Raw genomic sequence first — 21,445 nt, forward strand, 5'->3', positions numbered from 1 at the left:
ATTTGGGCGCCTTCCTCATAGTCTATTTTGTAAAGGAGATTTCATTTCACAGACTCAGGGGGGATGCTCGGTGCTTGAGAGACACTTGTACGAACATTTTCGCATTCATTTAGAAAAGACCATGCATCTAGGAAATGACCTTATTATTGATGGAAATGGCAAGAAATATTTATTGCGTCAAGGATCCCTTTTAAATGATAAAAGGATTTTAGAACAAAAAAGGATGGCTGAGTATTTAACCTATCAGCAAGAACGTGATGTAGTCATTCCTATCTTATCGAGTACGGGCAAGGCGATCTCGGTTGTGGATGGGCAAGAAGTGATCATTTGTGAATTACCATCTGATCAACTGCGTGAACCTTCTTTCCAAGAGGAAAAGTCTATCGCTAGAAGGTTAGCCCAATTTCATATACGAGGAGAGTATTTTGAGCAGCACCTTTCACAAGGGACTTGGTATTCTTGGAGGCAGCGTTGGATAAAACGGTTGGACCAACTAGAAAATTGGTATGTGAAGATCCAGCACGAACGGTATAAAAGGAAAATGGATGAGCTGTTTTTACTAAGTTTCCCCTACTTTTTAGGTCTAACGGAAAATGCCATTCAAATGATGACTGATTTGTTGATCAACGATCCCTTTGCTATACGAGATGAAAGAGGAAATACGATCTGCCATTATCGATTCCATGAAGGGTGTTGGCTCACCTTAGATGAACACCAAGTAGCAAAATACAAAGTACCAGCCGATTTTTATTATGATCACTTCACACGTGATCTTGCAGAGTATGTCAGACATATTGGGGCAGGAGACCTTTCCTTTCGTCGGAAAATAAAGAGAACTGAAAATTTTTTATCTCGTTATCAAACAGTCCGGCCTCTGGAAATGAAAGATATTCATTTACTTATGGCAAGATTGGTCTTTCCAGTTCATTACTTGGATCAAATTGAAAAATATTATCGCACCGTAGATGAAGAAGTAAAAGCAGGAATTGAAGATGAATTAACAACTCTTTATTCTCAGACAGAAGAATATGAGACTTTTATTCATTCCATTTCAACCTTTTTTCCTGCAAGCTTATCTAACCCTGTTATACCTAAGTGGGTAGCAAAAGAGATCTAAAAAGGAAATTATTGATGATCCGATGATCTGATGTATACTATAGGTGTATGCGTTATCATTTCATTGGAGAGGGGAATTTACGTTAATATGTCTAAGCCATTTGTATTCGTAACGAGACAAGTACCTGAAGTGAGCCTGACCGCTTTAAAAGAAATGGCAGAAGTGGAAGTATGGCCTGAAAAAGAAACACCTGTACCGAGAGAAATACTTCTTAAAAAAGCAGAAAAGGCAGTTGGATTGTATACCATGCTAACTGACAGCATTGATGAAGAATTACTTAATCGAGCGGCGAATCTAAAAGTCATTGCTAATTTAGCTGTCGGTTTTGATAATATTGATGTGGACATGGCTTCAGAGAAGGGGATTGCTGTCTGCAATACACCGGAAGTATTATCAGACACCACCGCTGATTTAACCTTTGCCCTATTAATGGCTACAAGTAGAAGGATTGTCGAAGCTGCACAATATATAAAAGAAGGAAAATGGAATAATTGGGCGCCGCTGCTTCTGGCGGGGACGGACATTCATCATAAAACAATTGGAATTTTAGGTATGGGTAGAATTGGTTCTGCTGTTGCTAAAAGAGCGACTGGTTTTGAGATGGAGATTCTATATCACAACCGGTCTCATAATGAGAAAGCAGAAAAAGAGTTAGGAGCTACTTTTGTTTCTTTCGATGAATTGATTGAACGGTCCGATTATGTTGTTTGCTTAGCCCCAATGACCGATGATACAAAAGATTTGTTTACTTATGACGTGTTTGAGAAGATGAAACGATCAGCGATCTTTATCAATGCTTCAAGAGGGGGCATTGTCGTTGAAGAAGATTTAATAAAAGCATTGAAAGAAGAAAAGATTGCAGGAGCGGGGCTTGATGTGTTTCGGCAAGAACCGATTACAACAGACCATCCATTGTTAAGTTTATCAAATGTTGTCGCTCTTCCACATATCGGCAGTGCTAGTATAGAGACTAGGCTTGCTATGGCGGCTCTTGCCAGTCGTAATATTGTAAATGTCATTAAAGGGGACAGGCCTGAAGCGATCGTAAATGGAGACATATTAAAATAAAAAAAGGGAGTTGCAGTTGGCTGCAACTCCCTTTGATCATTTAAATCGTAACTTAAAATACTTGTTCTAGTTCTGTTACTCCTGGTACTTCCTCTAAAAGGGCACGTTCAATACCTGCTTTTAGGGTAATTGTTGAACTCGGGCAAGAGCCGCAAGCTCCCATAAGACGTACCTTAACGACGCCATCCTCGATATCAACTAATTCAACGTCCCCTCCATCTCTTAATAAGAATGGACGTAATTTATCGAGCACTTCTTGAACTTGTGATTCCATTGTTTCTGTTGTCATATAGAAACACTCCTTTCTTTACATCTATTATAGTATCATTGACAGAAAAAATCCATGATGTTGCATTAATTTTTCTCTAGCTACCGTGACCAATGTGTGAAAGGTGAAAACCTCCTTTGTTCGGTAAACCATGTTAAAATAAGACTAATTAGGAGGTGACGAGGATGACCAATATTCATATTACTGTTTATGGTGCAGAAGTCAAATGTGCTAGTTGTATTCATTTGCCGAGTGCCCTTGAAACAAAAGAATGGCTCGATGCAGCAATTCAGCGGAAATTTCCACAGGACGAGTACGAGGTTACATATTGTGATATTTACTCACCAACGACGGAAGAAGAAAAGTCCTTTTCAGAAAAGATCCTTGAAGACGAATACTTTTATCCACTAGTTGTAATCAATAGCGAAGTCGTTGCAGAAGGCAACCCACGATTACCCGTTATTTTTAGAAAAATTGAAGAGACAGCGAAAAAGTAGCCTCAGTTAAAGGCTACTTTTTTCAATGTTTTACATGAAGAAGTGTTAATGTCCTGAATGATGCTTATACATCCATAAGACCCCGGATTTGAGTACGCGAGGGACTCTTCCCGTTAATGATTTCTCGCCCATCAAACCGAAACCGTGTTTTTTACCTAATGAACCAAGGACTCCTTTTAGTTTCATTTTAGGCATTTCCTCTGGATAGGGCTCACCTTTCCATTTTTTGTTTAGAAGCATAGCTACACGCTCTGATTGTGCTTCAGCTAACTGAGCACTAGGAGCATGAGTAGAGGCTGCGCAGTCACCAACCACGAAGACGTTTTCGTAATTAGGCAAATGATGATGTTTCGTTGTGAATAAGCGACCCATTTGATCTTTGTCAACATCTAGTTCACGGACAATTTTATTAGCTTGAATGCCCGCCGTCCAAATAATGGCATCTGTTTCTATCGGTTCATCATGATTATACAAGACGTTCCATTCAACTTTCGTAATGTTAGCCCGATTAATAATGGTCACATCATTCTCATTAAACCAATTCGTTACATAATTGTATAACCTTGCTGGGAACATGGATAGAATATTTTCACCTCGGTCATACAAAAGAATCTCTAAATCAGGTCTACTTTCTCTAAGTTCACTAGCAAGTTCAACTCCGCTAAGTCCTCCGCCGACAATGGCTACTCGGCCATTTGGACGAACACCTTGGAGAACATGATAAGTCTTCCTCGCTCTGCGCATACTTTGAATACTGAGAGTATTTTCTTTAGCACCTGGTACGCCGTGATATTTATCCTCGCAGCCTAATCCAATAATAAGATCATCATAGGGGATAAAATCACCTGATTCCAATTCTACTTTATTGTCGTCTAAATGAATACTTTTTACTGGTTCAAACTTTAATTCCAAGCGAACATCATTTGGAAAGGACATTCTTAAGTGGCGATCAGCTACTGTTCCAGCCGCCAGAGCGTAAAATTCTGTCTTTAGACTGTGATAAGCTTCCTTCTCAATTAATGTAATGGATACTTGTTTGACATCTTTCTCGTTTAAAAGTTTTTGAATGGCTCTTAGCCCTCCGTAACCTCCACCTAAAATAACAAGGTTTTGCACGGGATTAACCCCCTTTAATCGTTCAAAGGAGAGTAAACGAACTGCTTCCTACAACGCTTACCTCTTCTCACTACGATGTATTTATGACAAATTGATGACAATCTAAATATATCAGTTTTTGGCGAATTCTACAACGGGAAATGAAAGCGTTTGTATTTATTGCTATAATTGATACGGTGTTAAACTGTTGACAGTTAAAAAACAGGCAGGTAGCATTAACGAGGTAAGTGTTCTAATAAACCGAGGTGAAATGAAATGAAACCAATAATAGAATTCTGCGTGAGTAATTTAGCAAGTGGAACGCAGAAAGTGAAAGAAGAATTGGAAAAAGACCCTGATCTTGATGTGATCGAGTATGGTTGCTTAAGCTTTTGTGGTCAATGTTCGAGAAGTCGATTTGCTCTAGTAAATGGGGAAGTGATCACTGGGGACACCAATGATGATTTACTTGAAAATATTTATAAATTTCTCGACGAAAATCCAATGTTCTAATGAATAAGCCGTGCATGCCTGCTTCATGCCGGCTATTTTTTATAAGCTTACCTGAAAATAATTGGGGATAGCTTGTTACATAATTAAATGAATTGGAGGCTTTTCCTATGAAACCTATCCCTTTTGATCATACATGGCCTTATGAAAAGCAAATGGGAGATATCTATTTGTCTAGCTGTCCTTATTGTTCAGAAGAGAATATTTCTCTTCATATGACAAAGGGGTCGCTTGAGAAAGCTAAAGAAGGATTTAAAGTGAGAGCTAATATGCCTTGTTGTCTAAAAACAATGGTGATTTTAGAAGCAGATGAGGATTATTTCTGGACGAATGAAAGACTACGGTAATCGCAGTAAGTAAATAATAGTAAAACGAAAAAACGAAGCCGAGAGTTACCTCGGCTTCGTTTTTTGCTATTTAATATCTTTGAATGACATTGTAGAAAGTGTCCCGTTCTACTGGTTGCTTGTCTGCGCCTTTAATTAAGTGAATCAGCTCTTCACGTGTTAACCCTTGTGAAGTAAGAGCGCCAGCTGAATGGGAGATTCTTTCTTCAATGAGTGTGCCATGAATATCTGAACTCCCAAATGATAAAGCCATTTGAGTAAGTTGTGGGCCAATGTTAATCCAATAAGCTTTAATGTGATCGAAGTTGTCCAACATTAGTCGACTAATCGCGATCGTACGTAAGTCGTCATAAGCCGATGTCCGTCGCTTAAGACCTGCATTTACACTTTTTGGTTGCATAGCTAATGGAATAAAGACCATAAAACCGTTTGTTTTATCTTGAAGCTTTCTCAGGCGATCCATGTGTATTAACCGTTCTTCCTTTTTTTCTATGGAACCGTAAAGCATCGTGGCATGTGTTTTTAACCCAAGACCGTGAGCAAGTTCGTGTGCTTCGAGCCATTCATCAGTTGAAGCTTTTTCAGGACTCATTTTGGCTCGGTAGCGTTCAGTTAATATTTCTGCACCGCCTCCAGGTAATGTATCAAGTCCAGCTTTCACCAATTCTTCAAGGACTTCTTTCATGGATAGACCAGAAAGTCTGGCGAAAAATTCGATTTCAGCTCCTGTATACGCCTTGACTGTACATTGAGGGTAATGTTTTTTCAATACTCGAATCGTATCTAAATAGTAATCGAATGGAACTTCTGTATTGTGACCTCCAACAATGTGGAACTCACGAATGTTATCATTCCATCGATCTTCTACATACTTAAGGAGTTCTTGTTCATCCATCGTATACGCGCCTTCTTCGCCTGGCTTACGCTTAAAACCACAGAAAGTACAACTTGCTTCACATACGTTCGTTGGATTAATGTACATGTTTTGAATGAAGTAAACATTCTTCCCATTTTTTTGTTCATTCACGTGATTGGCTAATTGAGCCACTGTGAGTAAATCGGTTGTATCATAAAGCTTCAAGCCATCTTCAATAGATAACCTTTCACCATTCATTACTTTGTCTTTAATTCCTTGTAGATCTTGGTCAAGCAAAATCGTACTCATTCCAATCCCCTACCTTTAAAAGTCTATATTCTCTATTATTCAGCTCTGTTGAAAACTGAAGAGCATTCTCATTTCGCTTCTCGAAACTCCCTTTATCTTACCATCATTTTGGTAAGTGTGCCAAACAGAAGATTCCTCATTCTACAGATTTCGCATAAGATGATAAGTGACAACTGGGTTCAATCATTGACGATTCTTGAAGGCAAAGATATTAGTCGTTATAATAAGAGTAAGAACTAAATTGTGAGGAGGGACGACCATGTTAACTATTACTGAAGCAGCTGCTAATCAAGTGAAAGAAATGCTGGCACAAGAAGAAGGAGCGAAATACCTTCGAGTTGGTGTACAAGGTGGGGGATGTAGCGGTCTATCTTACGGCATGGGCTTTGAAACAGAAGTCCATGATGATGATAAATCATTGGAAATAGAAGGAATTGCTATTGTAGTAGATAAAGAAAGCATTCCGATGCTTGAAGGCGTGAAAATTGATTATAAGCAAAATATGATGGGTGGCGGATTCACTCTCGATAATCCGAACGCAATTGCCTCGTGTGGATGTGGATCATCATTTAGAACAGCTACCAATGCAGGAACACCGGAAGATTGCTAAGTGAATAAATGTTAAACAGCTTCTCAATGAGAAGCTGTTTTTTTGTAGAGGAAATATAGTTGGTTTAAGAGGTTTTGCACTCAGGGCGTTTTTTTACTCGGTTTGGATGGTTCTGGGTCCGGTCTGAGAGGTTCTGTAGCCCGTAAGCCGTTCTGTAGTCGGTTTGAAGGGTTCTGACGCAGGTTTCAAAGGTTATTTAATTGTCAACAAAAAGATCCTTACCATCAGTGATGATAAGGACCTTTATGAAACAAAAAGAATTGAATATTTTCTAACCCCGTTCGAAACAACTGTCAGTTTGTCCTCCAGAGCATCATTATCCAATTGATTTTTAGTTGAATTGTTCACCTTGTTTTACCAAAAAATAGCTTCGGAAAAATGTTCGAAAGAGACCTTACATCAAGCTAGAGCTGTGCCCAGCTGTAGCACTTGCTGTTGGATCGATATAAACTTTTGCTTTATTAATGGCAGTTGGTGCTTCACCGAAACCGGAGGCAATAAGTTTTGCTTTTCCTTCATAAGTAGCGATATCTCCGCAAGCATAGATCCCTTTAATATTTGTTTCCATACTGGAATTTACAACAATTGAATTCTTCTCAATTTCCAAGCCCCATTCTTTAATCGGTCCTAGGTTTGAAATAAAGCCATAGTTAACAATTAATGTGTCAATATCCACTTTATGTGTTTCTTCTCCATTTTTTTCTTTGAGCGTAACAGCATTAATTTTATTTCCATCATGATGCAGTTCTTCTACTACGAATGGAGTGCGAACTGTGATTTTTTCAGAGTTCATTAGTTGTTCGACACTGTGCTCATGTGCACGGAATTTATTTCTACGGTGGACGATAGTAATTTCTTCAGCGATATCTTCTAACATTAACGTCCAGTCTACAGCTGAATCACCACCTCCGGCTAATACGACGCGATCACCGGCGAATTTATTCAAGTCACTGACGAAGTAATGAAGATTTTTGCCTTCAAATTGTTCAGCGCCTTCAACCTCAAGACGACGAGGTTTAAATGCACCGACGCCAGCAGTAATAATAACGGTTTTTGTGTAATGTTCTTCCTTGTCTGTTTTCAGGGTGAAAATGTTGTCGTCTCCCTTTTCAACCTTTTCTACAGCTTGTTCCAATACAATGGTAGGATCAAACTGTTTCGCTTGTTCTTCTAAATTGTCCACTAATTCTTGAGCGCGTATCTTTGGGAAACCAGCGATATCGTATATGTACTTTTCTGGATAGAGCGCTGATAGTTGCCCCCCTAGCTGAGGCATTGCTTCAATGACTTTGACTTTAGCCTGTCTTAAACCACCATAAAAGGCCGTAAATAACCCGACAGGTCCTCCCCCAATGATCGTAATATCATATATTTCTTTTTCTTGTGACAAACCCCACACCTCCACTCTTATATTAGACAGCTGTCTCAATTAATATTATAGTCATTATCTCTGGTTAAGAAAAGGTTTCGACGTCAATTAATCGAATAAGTCGAAAGATTCTTTCAATATAACTCTCATCAAGTTTACAAACGTATGAAACGTTATAATAGGAAAAATATAGTTTATATAAATGTCTTCATTCAAAAATAAGATAAAAAGTTCATGAAATCGTCAAAAAACAGTTGAAAAACGATGCCATTAATCATATGATGATAGAGGAAATCAAACATATTCTCCGTGTTAATGTTACAATCTATCTAATCATCATATTTTTATGCACTTATACGTGAATTATATCACAATCTTATGTTTTAGATGGTAAGAAAATACACGCTTGACATGGACGATTGTCGGGAAAACTGGAGAATAACAACTAAATTGGAGTGAGTAGAATGGAAAAAAAGCCAAAAATAGTTATATTGGGCGCAGGGTACGGTGGAATGATGACGGCCTCGCGTTTACAAAAGTCAAACGCTCACCGAGACGCGGACATCACCTTAGTTAATAAACACAATTATCATTATCAAACCACATGGTTACATGAGCCAGCAGCAGGAACTCTTCACCATGATAAGACGCGAATGAAAATTGATAGTGTCATTGACACAAACAAAATTCAATTTATTAAAGATTCCGTTGTCGAAATCAAGAAAGATGAGAAAAAAGTCATTCTTGAAAAAGGTGAGTTGGATTACGATTACCTTGTAATCGGACTTGGATCAGAACCAGAAACTTTCGGAATCCCTGGTGTAACCGAGAACGCGTTTTCCATTCGCAGTGTAAACTCCGTTCGTTTAATTCGTGAACATATTGAGTACATGTTTGCCAGTTACAACAAGCAAGATGAAAAACACGAAGACGTGTTAACTTTCGTCGTTGCAGGTGCCGGATTCACTGGAATTGAATTTGTTGGAGAACTTTCTGAGCGGATTCCGGAATTATGCAAAGAGTATGACATTGCTCGTGAAAAAGTAAAAGTTTATTCTGTTGAAGCGGCCCCGAGCGCTTTACCTGGATTTGACGAAGAACTTGTTGAATATGCCATGAATCTGCTTGAAAGCCGAGGCGTGGAATTTAAAATTAACACTCCTATTAAAGAAGTACAAGATGGTCGAGTCTTACTTGCAGACGGCGAAGAAATCAAAGCTCAAACGATCGTTTGGACGACAGGAATTCGAGGAAGTTCTATTATTGAAAACTCTGGATTTGAAACAATGCGCGGCCGAGTGAAAGTAGACAAGGATCTTCGTGCACCGGATCATGACGATGTGTTCATTATTGGAGACTGTGCACTAATTATTAACGAAGAAATTAATCGTCCTTATCCACCAACTGCACAAATTGCTATTCAGCAAGCATATACTTGCTCAAATAACATCAAAGCTCTTATTGAAGGTAAGACAGAGCTTGAAGAATTCAAACCTGACATTAAAGGAACCGTCGCATCTCTAGGTGGAAAAGAAGCTATCGGACTTGTGGGAGACAGAAAACTTTACGGGAACTCTGCTTCTGCTGTCAAGAAATTAATTGATAACCGTTATCTCTTCTTACTTGGTGGAATGCCATTAGTTCTTAAAAAAGGTAAATTAAACTTGTTTTAATAAACCGGCTAACTCTCGGAGTAATCTCCTTGAGTTAGTTTTTTTTATATAGGTTGAGTTAACTTTTGAAGATTGTCCTCTTCCTACCTTCTTCATAGGTTAATCAAGAGACTTACTTTTTCGTCGACAAGGATGAATTCACGCGGAGCAGAATCCATTCATTGAGTTTGCTAACACCAAGAATTTGCCCGTTTTAATTAAAAATTTGCCGCTTTAAATGAATGAAATTAAAAAGGAAGAAAGTCTCCTGAATCCTCAGAAATAGAGAGTATTTCATTAATGTTTGCGCTTACACGAACGATTGTGAGGTAATATAACACTTTGCAAAAAGAAAGATATTTGATATATTATCAGAAACTTCAGAATAATCTTTAATTAGAGGGAGGAGGAGTCATCATGACATTTTCGAAGAAAAAATTAAAACTGAGTGATTGCCCTTACTGTACTGGAAAAGGGTATTACCAATTGTTATTAGGTGGCTCTGAAACGTGCTATCAGTGCCAAGGTTCGGGTAGGAAACATAGTTGAGTGAAACAAAGCTCTGTGAGAAAATAAATGGCTCTGTTATATGGTGATGATGCAGGCTTGCGTCCCAAGGGCACATACTTGATGTAATAGGAAATACATCCGGGACGCTTGCATGTTTTATTGAATCAACGACCGTCTTTAACGTAGCCAAATAAACATTTTTTATGACTTCTGCTCATGCTGGAAGTCTTTTTGTTTTGCTAACATTCCCGACATCAAGATAAGCTCTTGTCATTGACGTTATGGTCAGAATTGAGTAAACTAAAGTTTGATCTTATGGGGGTGAACAAGAACGTGTTAAATTTGCCGCAATTAATTATTGCCATACTTCTTTATTTTGTGTTGTTTTTTGGTATTGGTTTTATTTTAAATATGCTTCTACGTTCTACGTGGACGATGGCAGTCATATATCCAATTGTTATTTTCTTTATTGTGGATCAGTCGGGTTTCTTTAGTTACTTTAGAGAACCTTCAAGTTCGTTTTCTGACCTGTGGAATAGTCTTACAGCACTAACGACTGCTGATGTGATTATCCTTATTGCAGGAATGGTTGGCGCTATATTATCAGGTATTGCTATTCGGATGTTAAGATCACGAGGATATCAAATGTTTTAAACTCTTCTTCCGGGAAGAGTTTTTTTACATGTAAATAGAAGGAGATTGCTTGATATCTATGAGCCTTCATTAGTATAATGTGATTTCTTTTTGGACATCCTTTGTGGATGAGGGGTGTGAGAAATGATTTCACTAAAGAAGCAATTACAACGAATAGGTATGTTGCTTTTATTAACTACAGCTGTATTCACAACTTACACAACAATAACTAATGTAAGTATTGATCAATTAAAAGAATGGTGGACAGGAATTCCACTGACTGATTCTCAGGAGAAAGCTGAGCTTGATAATGATACTGCAACAGCCCTTAATATTGAACCTAACTTGTTTTCGTCCGAAGAAACGAAACCGGAAACAGTAGAAGAGGCTGTAGACTGGTCTGAATATCCTTCAACCAATGTTTTGGCAACAGGGTATACTGCTGGGGTTGAATCAACGGGTAAATCAGAAGGTCATCCTCAATATGGCATTACTTTTTCAGGAGTAAAAGTAAAACGGGATCTTTATTCTACGATTGCTGCTGATCCTGATGTTTTCCCTATAGGGACAATTCTTTTTATCCCAGGATACGGGTATGGTGTTGTGGCGGACACCGGCTCGGCTATTAAAGGGGATAAAATTGATTTATATTATGAGACCGTGGATGAAGTGTATGAATTATGGGGTAAAAAAAATGTTGAAGTTTATGTAGTTGAAGAAGGAAATGGTCAAATTACTGAAGAAGATATCATCGAATTGAATGAAGCTGAAGAAGTTCAAAGTTTTAGAAATCAATATACTTCTGCTTCGTAATAGGACAAAATAAAAAGTTGCTGACATCTATAGTCAGCAACTTTTTATATTTTTATTAAATAATGTGATTTTTACATAAACATGGCATGCAAGGCAAGAGCTAGAATAATTCCTAACAACCCTCCAAAAAATACTTCAATGGGCTGATGTCCAAGTAATTCTTTTAACTCTTTTCGTTTCTCTTGTTCTTTTTTTTCTTGCCAATGCTTCATTTCTGATACAGCTTTATTGAAATCAGTCACCAGTCGATTAATCACAGTTGCTTGCTCGCCGGCATGACGACGAACACCTGTTGCGTCAAACATGACGATAATTCCAAACACAGCAGATATAGCAAAAAATGGTGACTCCAACCCGTGTTCTAACGCAATGGCTGTAGAAAGGGCTGTAACGGCAGCTGAATGTGAACTAGGCATACCACCTGTACTTGTGAGAAGAGTCCAGTCAAACTTCCTTGAAGCGACAAATTGCAAAGGTACTTTAATAAATTGGGCAAAACCGATGGAAAAAAGTGCTGCCCACAAAGGGAAATTTATAAATAATTCCATGTGTGGTCAAGATCCTTTCTGCATTAAACTTTGTAGTGAGTGATCTGATCATGTACTATCAAATATATACATATTATCGGCCAGTCGAAAATAGTAGACCTTAAAGCCGAGAGTTTATAGGCGTATTCCTCATTATATCATACTATTCCCCTACTCAGTATGAATGTAAACGAAGGGATTTAGCTTCATTTATCTATCGTTAGTAAAAGAGGTGAAAAGGTGATTCAATTCACGTCAGATTTGTTAAGTGATAATGAAAAGAAAGTACTTGTGATTGGAAAGTTTGCTGGAGGTAAAAAGAATCGAGATCTTTATCAGTGGATGGAAGAAGCGTTTGATGTCCCGGTATCTGACTGGCTGCAAACTTACCAACATTGGGGAAACGAAGGAGAGTGGCATTCCCTTCCTGTCTACAAAAAGGAGAGCTCCGTAAAATTTATTTATGTCATTGGATTGGGAAGAGAGAAACATTCTTCAGCTACTGCCTATTTTAATGTAGGAAAAACATTGTCCCGACTGTCAAAACATGAGCGATTACATTATACGGCGGTTTACTGGCCAACGTTCATAAATGATCATTCTAAAGAGGTAGAGCTTGAGCTTTTTGAAGTAATGTTAAAAGGGTCTTACTCCTGTTTAGATGAAACATCTTGGCGTACAGAGATTTCATTTGTCCTAAATGAAGAAAGTGACGGCAAAGGTTTTCAAGAGCAACTTGCTGAAACTAGTTATTTATCTGAAATGTTGAAAAAAAATCAGCAGCTATTAGAACTTCCTTACGAATTAATGGATGAAACGAAACTGTTAGAGGTCTTTAAGCGTTTATCATCTTATGAGAATGTCCACTCAGACATTTTTGATCATGAAGACTTGCATGCTTTAGGTATGGGGGGGATTCTCGCCTCTGCGGCAAAGACAAACACCTCGCCGTCGCTGGTGAAACTTGATTATAATCCAGGTAAGTTGGAAAAAGATGGGGCCGGATTTTTTCTTATAGGAGCAGGAAGAATCACTAAAGAAGTCGAATATATTAGAAACAATCAAGGTCAAACTCAAAGGGTTTACACAGACAGAGTTGGTGCACTGCTTGCATTGTCAATCTTCGAACAGATTGCTAAAAAGAAACTTCCCATTAAATTATCGATCTTATGTCCTCTAACGTTCGACAAATCTGCTGAAGCAATAGAAATGGTTCGATTAATGAATGAAGAAATCATTCAAAGTGAAGACTCAGTCGGTCAGCTGAAGATGAAATTATCTGATTGTGTGAGTTTTGCCAAACAGGAAAAAGCAGATACTGTGATCACTTTAGGAACGTTTCTGAAGGATTTACATTTTGAAATAGGGGGGGGATATCAAATCGCATTGACGAACGATCCTAAACTTGAGTATCTCCGTATGAAATCAAATGATTCATTCGAACAGAAATGGTGGTTCCTCCCGTTTAAGCGAAATGGTCACCCTGTGGGAAGACAGTTAAAAGAAGTGGTAAGCTTAGGCGATACAGCAGGTCATATGACGTGGCTTCATATTGATGTATTCTACACTAGATTGAACAAATCGAAAGATCCAAATCACTATCGATTGCAAGAGGAAGTTGACGTCATCTTAGCTAATTTGAACTGGATAAATCAAGGATATTAAAGCCCAAGTATGTAAAAATACAAAATGAACCTCAAAATGAGTGTTTAAGTATTTAAAGATAAGGGAAATCGTAAAATAACTTGAAGTCTGTGAAAAATGCTTTAACTAAGAGTTGGTCGAAGGATAAAGCCATTGTAGTTAGGTGATATTATATTAAAGCATTAAATAAGTATATATTCGCTGATACGTATTCTTGCCGGTTTTGTGATAAAAGTAGGATTCCGATATGCTATTTAATAGCACAAAAGACGAAAAAATTGGTAATTTACTTTTCAGAAAAAGTTTTGTTGCGTCTTTATGATTTCTTTTAAAAGCATTCTGATCTATTATGCCTATCTCACTATATCATTAATTACATGAGAGGGGAGGATTAAAAACAATTAAACTGAATGCAATTCATTATTTTTACATTTTACTTCAATTGAAGAGATAGTTCATAGGTTTGTGTAATTCAGTTCATCTATCTCAGAGGGTTAAGTCCGACTACTAAAAACCGGAAACTCAGTGTTAAGAGTTCGTATTCCGAACAAGGAGGAGTATGTACGTTGAACGTACTTAGTCTATTTAAAAAAATAATCGGCTGGATTGATTACTTGCTCATTAAGTTTGAGATACTTGTTCTTAGTTGGGCGATTATTATTATTTCCATTATGACATTTGGTAATGTTGTCGTTCGACAAATAACTGGCCGAAGTTGGGGCTTTGCTGCAGAAATAAGTGAGATTGCTATTATCATGGCAACATTCATGGGGATCAGTTATGCGGCAAGAAAAGGAAGACATATTAGTATGTCGGCATTTTTTGATATGGCGCCTAAAAAAGTGAAAAAAGCTTTATCCATCATTAATCCTCTTGTAACAGCGATCATTTTGTTTGTTTTATGTTATTACGCTTATGTGTACACTGCAGGTCAAACGAGAGTAACCTCTTCATTAGAAATTCCATATTGGGTCATGGTTATGTTCATGCCTATAGGATTTTTTCTAGGCGGAGTTCAGTTTTTGAGGAATATGTGGATCAATATTGTTAATAAAGAAGTTTATTTAGCACAAGAGAAAAAAGATTATGATGAACAATAAAAATACGTAATGAAAGGATTTCATAATGGAATGGATAATATTGGTAGCCATGGTGCTACTTTTGCTCATGGGCTTTCCTATGATGATTCCTCTGATTTCAGGGGCAATGATTTTAGTTTTTTTCTTCCTTGATAATATAGACCCTTATATCCTTATTCAGCAAATGAGGACAGGAATTGTTCCGTATTCCTTATTAGCTGTCCCTTTATTTATTTTTGCAGCTGATATCATGTCTACAGGAAAAACATCTAATCGCCTCGTAGATTTTGTAGGTTCCTTTGTTGGTCATATGCGTGGAGGATATGCCATCACGACTGCAGCGGCTTGTACGTTATTTGGTTCCATTTCCGGTTCCACTCAAGCGACGGTTGTAGCTGTAGGGACTCCGATGCGACAACGACTTCTAAAAATGGGTTACAAAGATTCCAGCGCCATCGCACTTATTATTAATGCTAGTGATATTGCGTTATTAATTCCTCCAAGTATTGGTATGATTATTTATGCCTTAGTGGCTGATGCTTCTGTAGGTGATCTGTTTATAGCGGGTATTGGACCTGGTCTACTAATATTCTTATTTTTTGCCGTCTATGCAGTTATTCATGCCAAGGTTCATAATATACCACGTGTGGAAAAGGCGTCGTGGTCAGAACGATTCACATTTACTAGAAAGGCATTATTGCCACTTGGTTTTCCTGTCATTATCGTTGGCGGTATTTATATGGGATATTTCACACCTACTGAGGCCGCTGGTGTATCCGTACTATATGCACTTATTCTAGAAGTTTTAGTTTTTAGGTCGATTAAAATCTTTCATTTACCGAAAATCGCCCTTTCAACCGGCCTGGTAACTTCCGCTGTGTTTATACTAGTGGCCGCTGGACAAGCCTTTTCGGTCGCTATTAACCGAGCAAGAATACCACATACATTAACTGATGCTGTATTAGGACCTGATCCATCAGCTTTAACTATATTGTTTATTGTTGCACTATTTTTCTTTATCGGTTGTATGTTTGTAGACCCAATTGTGGTTATTTTAATATTAACGCCAATTTTTGCACCAGTAGCAACTGCTGCAGGTGTAGACCCTGTTCATTTAGGCGTCGTCATTGTGTTCCAAGCTGCATTAGGATCGGCTACGCCTCCATTCGGGGTAGATATATTCACCGCAAGTGCGGTCTTTAATAAATCTTATTTAGACGTTATTAGAGGTACGCCTCCTTACATCGTAATGTTAGTGATAGTAGCTATTTTAGTTATATTGTTTGAGGATATCTCTCTTTTCTTAATTAGATAGATAAGGGGATTGAGGGTCATCCTTTAAATAAAAAAATCTTTGGGGGTAATATTAGATATGTTGAAGAAAAAAGGCTTATTAATTAGTGGAGCAGTGAGTTTAAGTTTGGTTTTAGCAGCTTGCGGCGGTAATAACGATGATAATGGTAATAACGGTAACAGTGCTGATGGTGGAGGAGACCCTGAATATCAGTGGGATTTCGTTACAGAGGAAATGCAAGGTGAAGTTCAATATGAATATGCTGCTGAATTCGCTGAGCGTCTTCAAGAGAAGTCAGATGGAAACATCGAAATGACTGTCTATGAATACGGTGGTTTAGGTGATGGGGTTGACCAAGCAGAACAACTGATGATGGGTTCTACTGAATTTGGTATCGTTTCTCCAGGTTTCACAGGAACAATGGTTGAAGAAGCTCAAATCTTTGCCTTACACTTCTTGTTCCCGGATGACATTGAATTAACTCAACAGATTTTAAATGAAAGTGAAGCTTTAAATGTAGAACTTCGAGAAAAGTATGAAGAGCATTCAATGACTCCTCTTGCTTATTGGACAGAAGGGGCTATGCAGTGGACTGGTAACCAACCACTTCGCACGCCAGAAGACTTTAATGGATTCCAAATTCGTGTACAAAACTCACCATTAATCAACACTTCTTATGAAGCGTATGATGCGGATCCAACGCCTATGGACTGGGGAGAGTTGTACACAGGTTTAGACCAAGGTGTCGTTGACGGTCAAGAAAACCCTATTTTCTTTATTGAAAACGCTGGTTTTCATGAAGTTCAAGATCATATGACCATTTCAAATCACAACAACTACGTTGCCATGACTGTAGTAAATACAGATTTCTATAATGAACTTCCTGAAGATGTTCAAGAAATGATCGATGAAACAATAGAAGAAATGCGTGAAGTAGGCTATGATCTACAAGACGAGATGAACGAAGAGTTTTTAACAGTTATTGAAGAAGATACTGACAACCCGACGGAAGTTTATGAACTTTCTGAAGATGAGCGTGAAGCATTCCGAGAGTTAGCTTTACCAGTACGTGACTTCTTCCGTGAAAACAATGGAGAAGACGCAGGTAGAATTTTAGATATGCTTTTAGATGAAATTGATGAAGCGCAAGGTAACTAATAGAGGTTATTGCAAAGCCAGGAGATTACTCCTGGCTTTTTTGTTGCGTCAATTAGTGTTGGATGAATATTATGTGCATCTGTTTGTTTTTCTTTTCCTTACTTAATTAAAGATAAAGCAATCATAAATCGTCCTATTAAAAATCGTTAATGGCTTACGAATATCGTTGACACAAGTTTAAATAAATGATAGATTAAATACTGTTTTCGTACATTAGAGTTTTATCACAATAAAGTATAATAATTAAAGGGGTTTGTAAAATGAATGCTGTCATCTTAGCTGTATTAGTAATGATTGTCTTAAGTTTAATGCGTGTTCACGTTGTGATTGCTTTAATCGGTGGTGCCATGATAGGCGGGATAACCGCAGGGTTTTCGATCACTGAAACTGTGGAAATATTCACGAGTGGTTTAGGTGCAAACGCTAGTGTGGCATTAAGCTATGCGATGCTCGGAGCCTTTGCTGTGGCGATAAGCTATACAGGGTTACCGAATCTATTAGTTAAATTCGCTATTAAAGTAGTAGGCAGAGAAGGAGAAGATCGAAAGAAAACGATGACCAAAGTGTTATTGCTATTTGTAATCGCCATTGTGGCTTCATTTTCACAAAATTTAGTCCCGGTGCATATTGCTTTTATACCTATATTAATTCCTCCTTTATTAAAAGTGTTTAATGAGTTGGCGTTAGATCGAAGAGCGGCTGCTACTGCTTTGACATTCGGGTTAAAGGCACCCTATATTCTTATTCCTGCAGGTTATGGACTCATCTTCCATGACATTGTAGTGACAAATATGGAAGAAAACGGTATGTCAGTGAACATGGACATGGTACCGCAGGCGTTAATGATTCCTGTTTCCGGGATGGTTGTAGGGTTAATAATTGCCATTTTTATCAGTTACAAGAAAAGTCGGCGCTATGAAAATAGAGAATTTACCTCGAATGAAGAGGCGGCTACTTATCATTACACTCTTCCAGGCGTGGTTATTGGAATCATTGCGATCTTAACTGTGCTTATCGCACAAATTCAAACAGATTCAATGGTATTTGGAGCCCTTACAGGCTTGATTATTTTATATGTTTATTTCGGTTATCTTCATATAAAGAAAGAATTTAGTTTAAATCAATCAGAAGAGTTAATGACCGGCGGAATGAAAATGTTAGCTTTTATCGGATTTGTCATGATTACAGCCGGAGGATTTGCTGAGGTCATTAGAGAAACGGGTCATGTAGATTTACTCGTAGATTCTACATCTGGTTGGATCGGTAATAATCATGGCTTAGCTGCCATCGTCATGCTTATCATTGGATTATTTATCACAATGGGTATTGGATCTTCGTTTGCTACTATACCTATTATTGCAGCGATCTTTGTTCCGTTGGCCGCTGCGATCGGTTTATCACCGATGGCTACGATTGCGTTAATAGGAACGGCGGGTGCTCTTGGGGATGCTGGTTCACCTGCATCGGATAGCACATTAGGTCCTACAGCTGGTTTAAATGCCGATGGACAACATAACCATATTTGGGATACTTGTGTACCTACCTTCTTGCATTTTAATATTCCACTAATTATTTTCGGTTGGTTAGCGGCTATGATTTTATAAAAGCGGATAGAAAAGAGTGAACGTATGGGCGTTCACTCTTTTTGTATTTCAATTATTTTCGTATGGGTCATTGTTTTTAAGTATTCAACTCTTAGGAGTAAGGGCGGTTATAGCAACTTTTTTTAAATTAAACTGATCAACACGCTTGTGTCACGACGCTTGGTTATACTGGGGGGTTCTAAAGACGGCCTTCATTAATTGAGGTGCCAAAACAGCGGTAAATGTAGCTAAAATGAAGTCTTTGATAAAAAATGGAGTCATGCCAGCTACAATAGGAAAGAATTCAATTCCATCGAGTCCGAGAATAATGGAACTATGGAAATATAAATATGGAACACCTACCACATAATTGACTATTAGTCCTAAATAGCAGGCCTTGTAAAAAGTGATCAAATTATTTGGATTAGATTTTTCCATTAAAGTACCAGTGGCATAGGCAATGAGGATGAAAGATAATATGAAACCGAAAGTGGGAGAGGCAATCACTTGAAAACCTCCAGTAAACCCAGCAAAAACTGGTACACCTATTAATCCAATGAAAAAGTAACCGATCATGGAAAAAGTACCTAATTTCTTACCCAGTAATATCCCTGCTAAAATAGCGATAACTGTTTGAAAAGTTAATGGTACAGGACCTAAAGAGATAAATGCAGCCAAGTTTGCTCCAATTGCCATGAGGGCAATAAATATTGCTCCTTTTGTTAAATCCACCACTCGAAATTGATTGCTAGTCATGTTCATCTCTCCTCTGATTGTAAACTAAAATAAAATACAAGTTAACATTATCATAAGATCCTTTATTTCAATTGTCAACGCAATGTTGAACCCCAGTTTTTAATTTGGCTTTTCAATCTTCACAGAGCGTTCATTTTCCGAGCTAGAAAATGAAGATTATCGTGTTACGATAATCAATATATTCTTTTAGCTTCAATCCAAAGCTACCCTCAATATAAACACTAGTGTTGTGTTCCTTGAGGAGATAATGAGTAAGACTTTCCAAACTGCTAAAAAAAGATTAACTGTTTATTTGTTTGGAGAAGTTCTATTAATGAGTTCATTTTACTAAAACTACACATGTGAATATATGAACATAATATAAAAGAGAGGAGGAGAATTCTTTTGATTAATAAAAGCTATTCTCCGATTAATTTATCAGATAATCAGTCAACTTGTTTAAGAGATAGGGGCGCTATATCAACTAAGGGCACTTCATCACACAAATTAATTGATGAAGTGATGTATATGGTTTATCCATCTGGAGCAAAACGTTTAGAGATAGAGGATGCTGAAGAAATGATCGTTTGGATTAATGATGAAAAATATATACCTTCTGTTCGACGTAAAATAAAAACGTGGTATAGCAACCGTAAGAAAATAATAGTAATTAATAGCTGTAAAGAAAAGCTTCATATAAGATACTGTTCTGAATACCATATCAAAAATGGAACAGAAGGATGGTTGTCTTTAGGCTACATGAACTTTATTATCAATGAACAAAAATATATTCCGGACTATCTTACAGAGGGTGACAGAACATTTGATGCCTTTAGGCAATTTTTACAAGACTACTCACTTGAGAAAGTTTCCGCAGAGACGGGATTATTGAAAAGTGTAATCGAGGAGCTTTATGAAAAGCTTAGTTCTGTTAGTCAAAGCTATCATTGGTTAGCAATGAGTATGACAAAATCAGAAGTTGCTATCCAAAAACTTCGTTCCATTATATTAATGACTACTATTAAACGCAAAGGAAAGGAGCTTTTAAACATTCCTGTATTTTATGAGCGAGAGGGTGACAACTTTCATTTCACACCCCCCCTTAAAAGAAAAAAACGCCAGTCTACGGTCTTTTCAATAAAAGGGCCACTTTCTATCATTGGGTTTAAGGGCAACGATCTCTTTGAAAGATATACAGATAATCATAAAGTATCGTTTTATGATTGGGATTTTGCAGACTATTTTGATGTAGATCCACTACCTCATATATACTCTGTTTAATTAAATTTGTTTGGGATCACTGGGTACCGTTATAGTTTATAACGGTATTTTAATTTTGTGTTGACTTGAACGTAGTGGATAGATATAATTGATCAGGTCGCAGTGATTAGCGAAAAAATAATAATAGTTTTTTTGAAAAAAGTATTGCAAAACATTTATTATTTTGATATATTATTACTTGTCGCTAAGAAAACAGCGATGTAGCAAAAACAACTTATGAAAATAACTATTGACGACATCAAGTCGCCATGTTATGATAAGTAAGTCGCTAAAAAACGACTAGAAACGATAACTTATTTACTTAATTTCGTTAAGTGACCTTTGAAAACTAAACAAAAAGCCAAGCGAAGTGGGATATTTTATAATATCCCGTCAATGAAACAAATTTTTAACTTTTTGATGTCAGAGACATCAAACTTGATGATTAGTCATCGTACTTTATCGGAGAGTTTGATCCTGGCTCAGGACGAACGCTGGCGGCGTGCCTAAT

At 37.6% G+C, this 21,445-nt stretch carries 22 protein-coding genes; 16 read left to right on the top strand and 6 right to left on the bottom strand.

The window, feature by feature from the left end:
* Positions 1–70 precede the first annotated feature (70 nt).
* Together yutH and CR194_RS14920 are read left to right on the top strand one after the other, a co-directional pair.
* Positions 71–1,117, top strand: a complete 1,047-nt coding sequence (gene yutH / locus CR194_RS14915) for a spore coat putative kinase YutH (RefSeq protein WP_110610468.1) — start codon at positions 71–73, stop codon at positions 1,115–1,117.
* 87 nt (positions 1,118–1,204) lie between these two features.
* Positions 1,205–2,185, top strand: a complete 981-nt coding sequence (locus CR194_RS14920; RefSeq protein WP_110610469.1) for a 2-hydroxyacid dehydrogenase — start codon at positions 1,205–1,207, stop codon at positions 2,183–2,185.
* Between the two features lie 52 nt (positions 2,186–2,237).
* Here the strand turns inward: CR194_RS14920 and CR194_RS14925 are convergent, their stop codons facing one another.
* The gene (locus CR194_RS14925) at positions 2,238–2,474 is read right to left on the bottom strand and encodes a NifU family protein (RefSeq protein WP_110610470.1); all 237 of its coding nucleotides are present in this window, start codon (positions 2,472–2,474) and stop codon (positions 2,238–2,240) included.
* Between the two features lie 164 nt (positions 2,475–2,638).
* On the opposite strand from CR194_RS14925, the gene CR194_RS14930 reads away from it, so the two are divergent.
* Positions 2,639–2,950, top strand: coding sequence for a YuzD family protein (locus CR194_RS14930; protein ID WP_110610471.1), 312 nt, complete (start codon positions 2,639–2,641; stop codon positions 2,948–2,950).
* Between the two features lie 45 nt (positions 2,951–2,995).
* Here the strand turns inward: CR194_RS14930 and CR194_RS14935 are convergent, their stop codons facing one another.
* A complete protein-coding gene (locus tag CR194_RS14935; RefSeq protein ID WP_110610472.1) occupies positions 2,996–4,066 on the bottom strand; it encodes an NAD(P)/FAD-dependent oxidoreductase in 1,071 nt (356 codons plus the stop codon).
* Positions 4,067–4,321: 255 nt separating this feature from the next.
* Between CR194_RS14935 and CR194_RS14940 the strand changes: the two genes are divergently transcribed.
* Together CR194_RS14940 and CR194_RS14945 are read left to right on the top strand one after the other, a co-directional pair.
* Positions 4,322–4,558, top strand: a complete 237-nt coding sequence (locus CR194_RS14940; RefSeq protein ID WP_110610473.1) for a YuzB family protein — start codon at positions 4,322–4,324, stop codon at positions 4,556–4,558.
* Positions 4,559–4,665: 107 nt separating this feature from the next.
* A complete protein-coding gene (locus tag CR194_RS14945) occupies positions 4,666–4,902 on the top strand; it encodes a hypothetical protein (RefSeq protein WP_110610474.1) in 237 nt (78 codons plus the stop codon).
* A gap of 70 nt (positions 4,903–4,972) precedes the next feature.
* Here the strand turns inward: CR194_RS14945 and mqnE are convergent, their stop codons facing one another.
* The gene (mqnE, locus tag CR194_RS14950) at positions 4,973–6,067 is read right to left on the bottom strand and encodes an aminofutalosine synthase MqnE (RefSeq protein ID WP_110610475.1); all 1,095 of its coding nucleotides are present in this window, start codon (positions 6,065–6,067) and stop codon (positions 4,973–4,975) included.
* A gap of 259 nt (positions 6,068–6,326) precedes the next feature.
* Between mqnE and CR194_RS14955 the strand changes: the two genes are divergently transcribed.
* Positions 6,327–6,677, top strand: coding sequence for a HesB/IscA family protein (locus CR194_RS14955; protein ID WP_110610476.1), 351 nt, complete (start codon positions 6,327–6,329; stop codon positions 6,675–6,677).
* Positions 6,678–7,071: 394 nt separating this feature from the next.
* On the opposite strand, the gene CR194_RS14960 is transcribed toward CR194_RS14955, so the two are convergent.
* Complete coding sequence (locus CR194_RS14960) at positions 7,072–8,067, bottom strand: NAD(P)/FAD-dependent oxidoreductase (protein ID WP_110610477.1); 996 nt, start codon at positions 8,065–8,067, stop codon at positions 7,072–7,074.
* Positions 8,068–8,510: 443 nt separating this feature from the next.
* Here CR194_RS14960 and CR194_RS14965 point away from each other — a divergent pair, with 443 nt between their 5' ends.
* From CR194_RS14965 to CR194_RS14975, 4 genes are all read left to right on the top strand, one after another.
* Positions 8,511–9,719 (top strand): NAD(P)/FAD-dependent oxidoreductase, encoded by a 1,209-nt coding sequence (locus tag CR194_RS14965; RefSeq protein WP_110610478.1) that lies wholly within the window; start codon positions 8,511–8,513, stop codon positions 9,717–9,719.
* Between the two features lie 396 nt (positions 9,720–10,115).
* On the top strand, positions 10,116–10,247 hold the full coding sequence (locus CR194_RS20320; protein WP_158282286.1) for a YuiA family protein: 132 nt from the start codon (positions 10,116–10,118) through the stop codon (positions 10,245–10,247).
* A 294-nt stretch (positions 10,248–10,541) separates the two neighbouring features.
* Entirely contained in the window at positions 10,542–10,862 is a 321-nt protein-coding gene (locus CR194_RS14970; RefSeq protein WP_110610479.1) for a YuiB family protein, read from the top strand.
* Positions 10,863–10,985: 123 nt separating this feature from the next.
* A complete protein-coding gene (locus CR194_RS14975) occupies positions 10,986–11,654 on the top strand; it encodes a 3D domain-containing protein (protein WP_110610480.1) in 669 nt (222 codons plus the stop codon).
* Positions 11,655–11,725: 71 nt separating this feature from the next.
* Here CR194_RS14975 and CR194_RS14980 read toward each other — a convergent pair whose 3' ends face one another.
* Complete coding sequence (locus tag CR194_RS14980) at positions 11,726–12,202, bottom strand: divergent PAP2 family protein (RefSeq protein ID WP_110610481.1); 477 nt, start codon at positions 12,200–12,202, stop codon at positions 11,726–11,728.
* Between the two features lie 219 nt (positions 12,203–12,421).
* Here CR194_RS14980 and CR194_RS14985 point away from each other — a divergent pair, with 219 nt between their 5' ends.
* The 5 genes from CR194_RS14985 to CR194_RS15005 all read left to right on the top strand — a co-directional run bounded on the left by CR194_RS14985 (position 12,422) and on the right by CR194_RS15005 (position 18,960).
* Positions 12,422–13,846, top strand: coding sequence for a hypothetical protein (locus CR194_RS14985; RefSeq protein WP_110610482.1), 1,425 nt, complete (start codon positions 12,422–12,424; stop codon positions 13,844–13,846).
* Between the two features lie 545 nt (positions 13,847–14,391).
* Complete coding sequence (locus tag CR194_RS14990; protein WP_233254379.1) at positions 14,392–14,925, top strand: TRAP transporter small permease; 534 nt, start codon at positions 14,392–14,394, stop codon at positions 14,923–14,925.
* A gap of 25 nt (positions 14,926–14,950) precedes the next feature.
* Positions 14,951–16,219, top strand: a complete 1,269-nt coding sequence (locus CR194_RS14995; RefSeq protein ID WP_110610483.1) for a TRAP transporter large permease — start codon at positions 14,951–14,953, stop codon at positions 16,217–16,219.
* Between the two features lie 57 nt (positions 16,220–16,276).
* Positions 16,277–17,356, top strand: a complete 1,080-nt coding sequence (locus CR194_RS15000; protein ID WP_110610484.1) for a DctP family TRAP transporter solute-binding subunit — start codon at positions 16,277–16,279, stop codon at positions 17,354–17,356.
* Between the two features lie 260 nt (positions 17,357–17,616).
* A complete protein-coding gene (locus CR194_RS15005; protein WP_110610485.1) occupies positions 17,617–18,960 on the top strand; it encodes a Na+/H+ antiporter family protein in 1,344 nt (447 codons plus the stop codon).
* 150 nt (positions 18,961–19,110) lie between these two features.
* On the opposite strand, the gene CR194_RS15010 is transcribed toward CR194_RS15005, so the two are convergent.
* The gene (locus tag CR194_RS15010) at positions 19,111–19,695 is read right to left on the bottom strand and encodes a biotin transporter BioY (protein ID WP_158282287.1); all 585 of its coding nucleotides are present in this window, start codon (positions 19,693–19,695) and stop codon (positions 19,111–19,113) included.
* A gap of 384 nt (positions 19,696–20,079) precedes the next feature.
* Between CR194_RS15010 and CR194_RS15015 the strand changes: the two genes are divergently transcribed.
* On the top strand, positions 20,080–20,955 hold the full coding sequence (locus CR194_RS15015; RefSeq protein ID WP_110610487.1) for a hypothetical protein: 876 nt from the start codon (positions 20,080–20,082) through the stop codon (positions 20,953–20,955).
* Positions 20,956–21,445: the final 490 nt, after the last annotated feature.

It is taken from the genome of Salipaludibacillus keqinensis (assembly GCF_003226325.1).
In the GTDB taxonomy this organism is placed as follows: domain Bacteria; phylum Bacillota; class Bacilli; order Bacillales; family Salisediminibacteriaceae; genus Salipaludibacillus; species Salipaludibacillus keqinensis.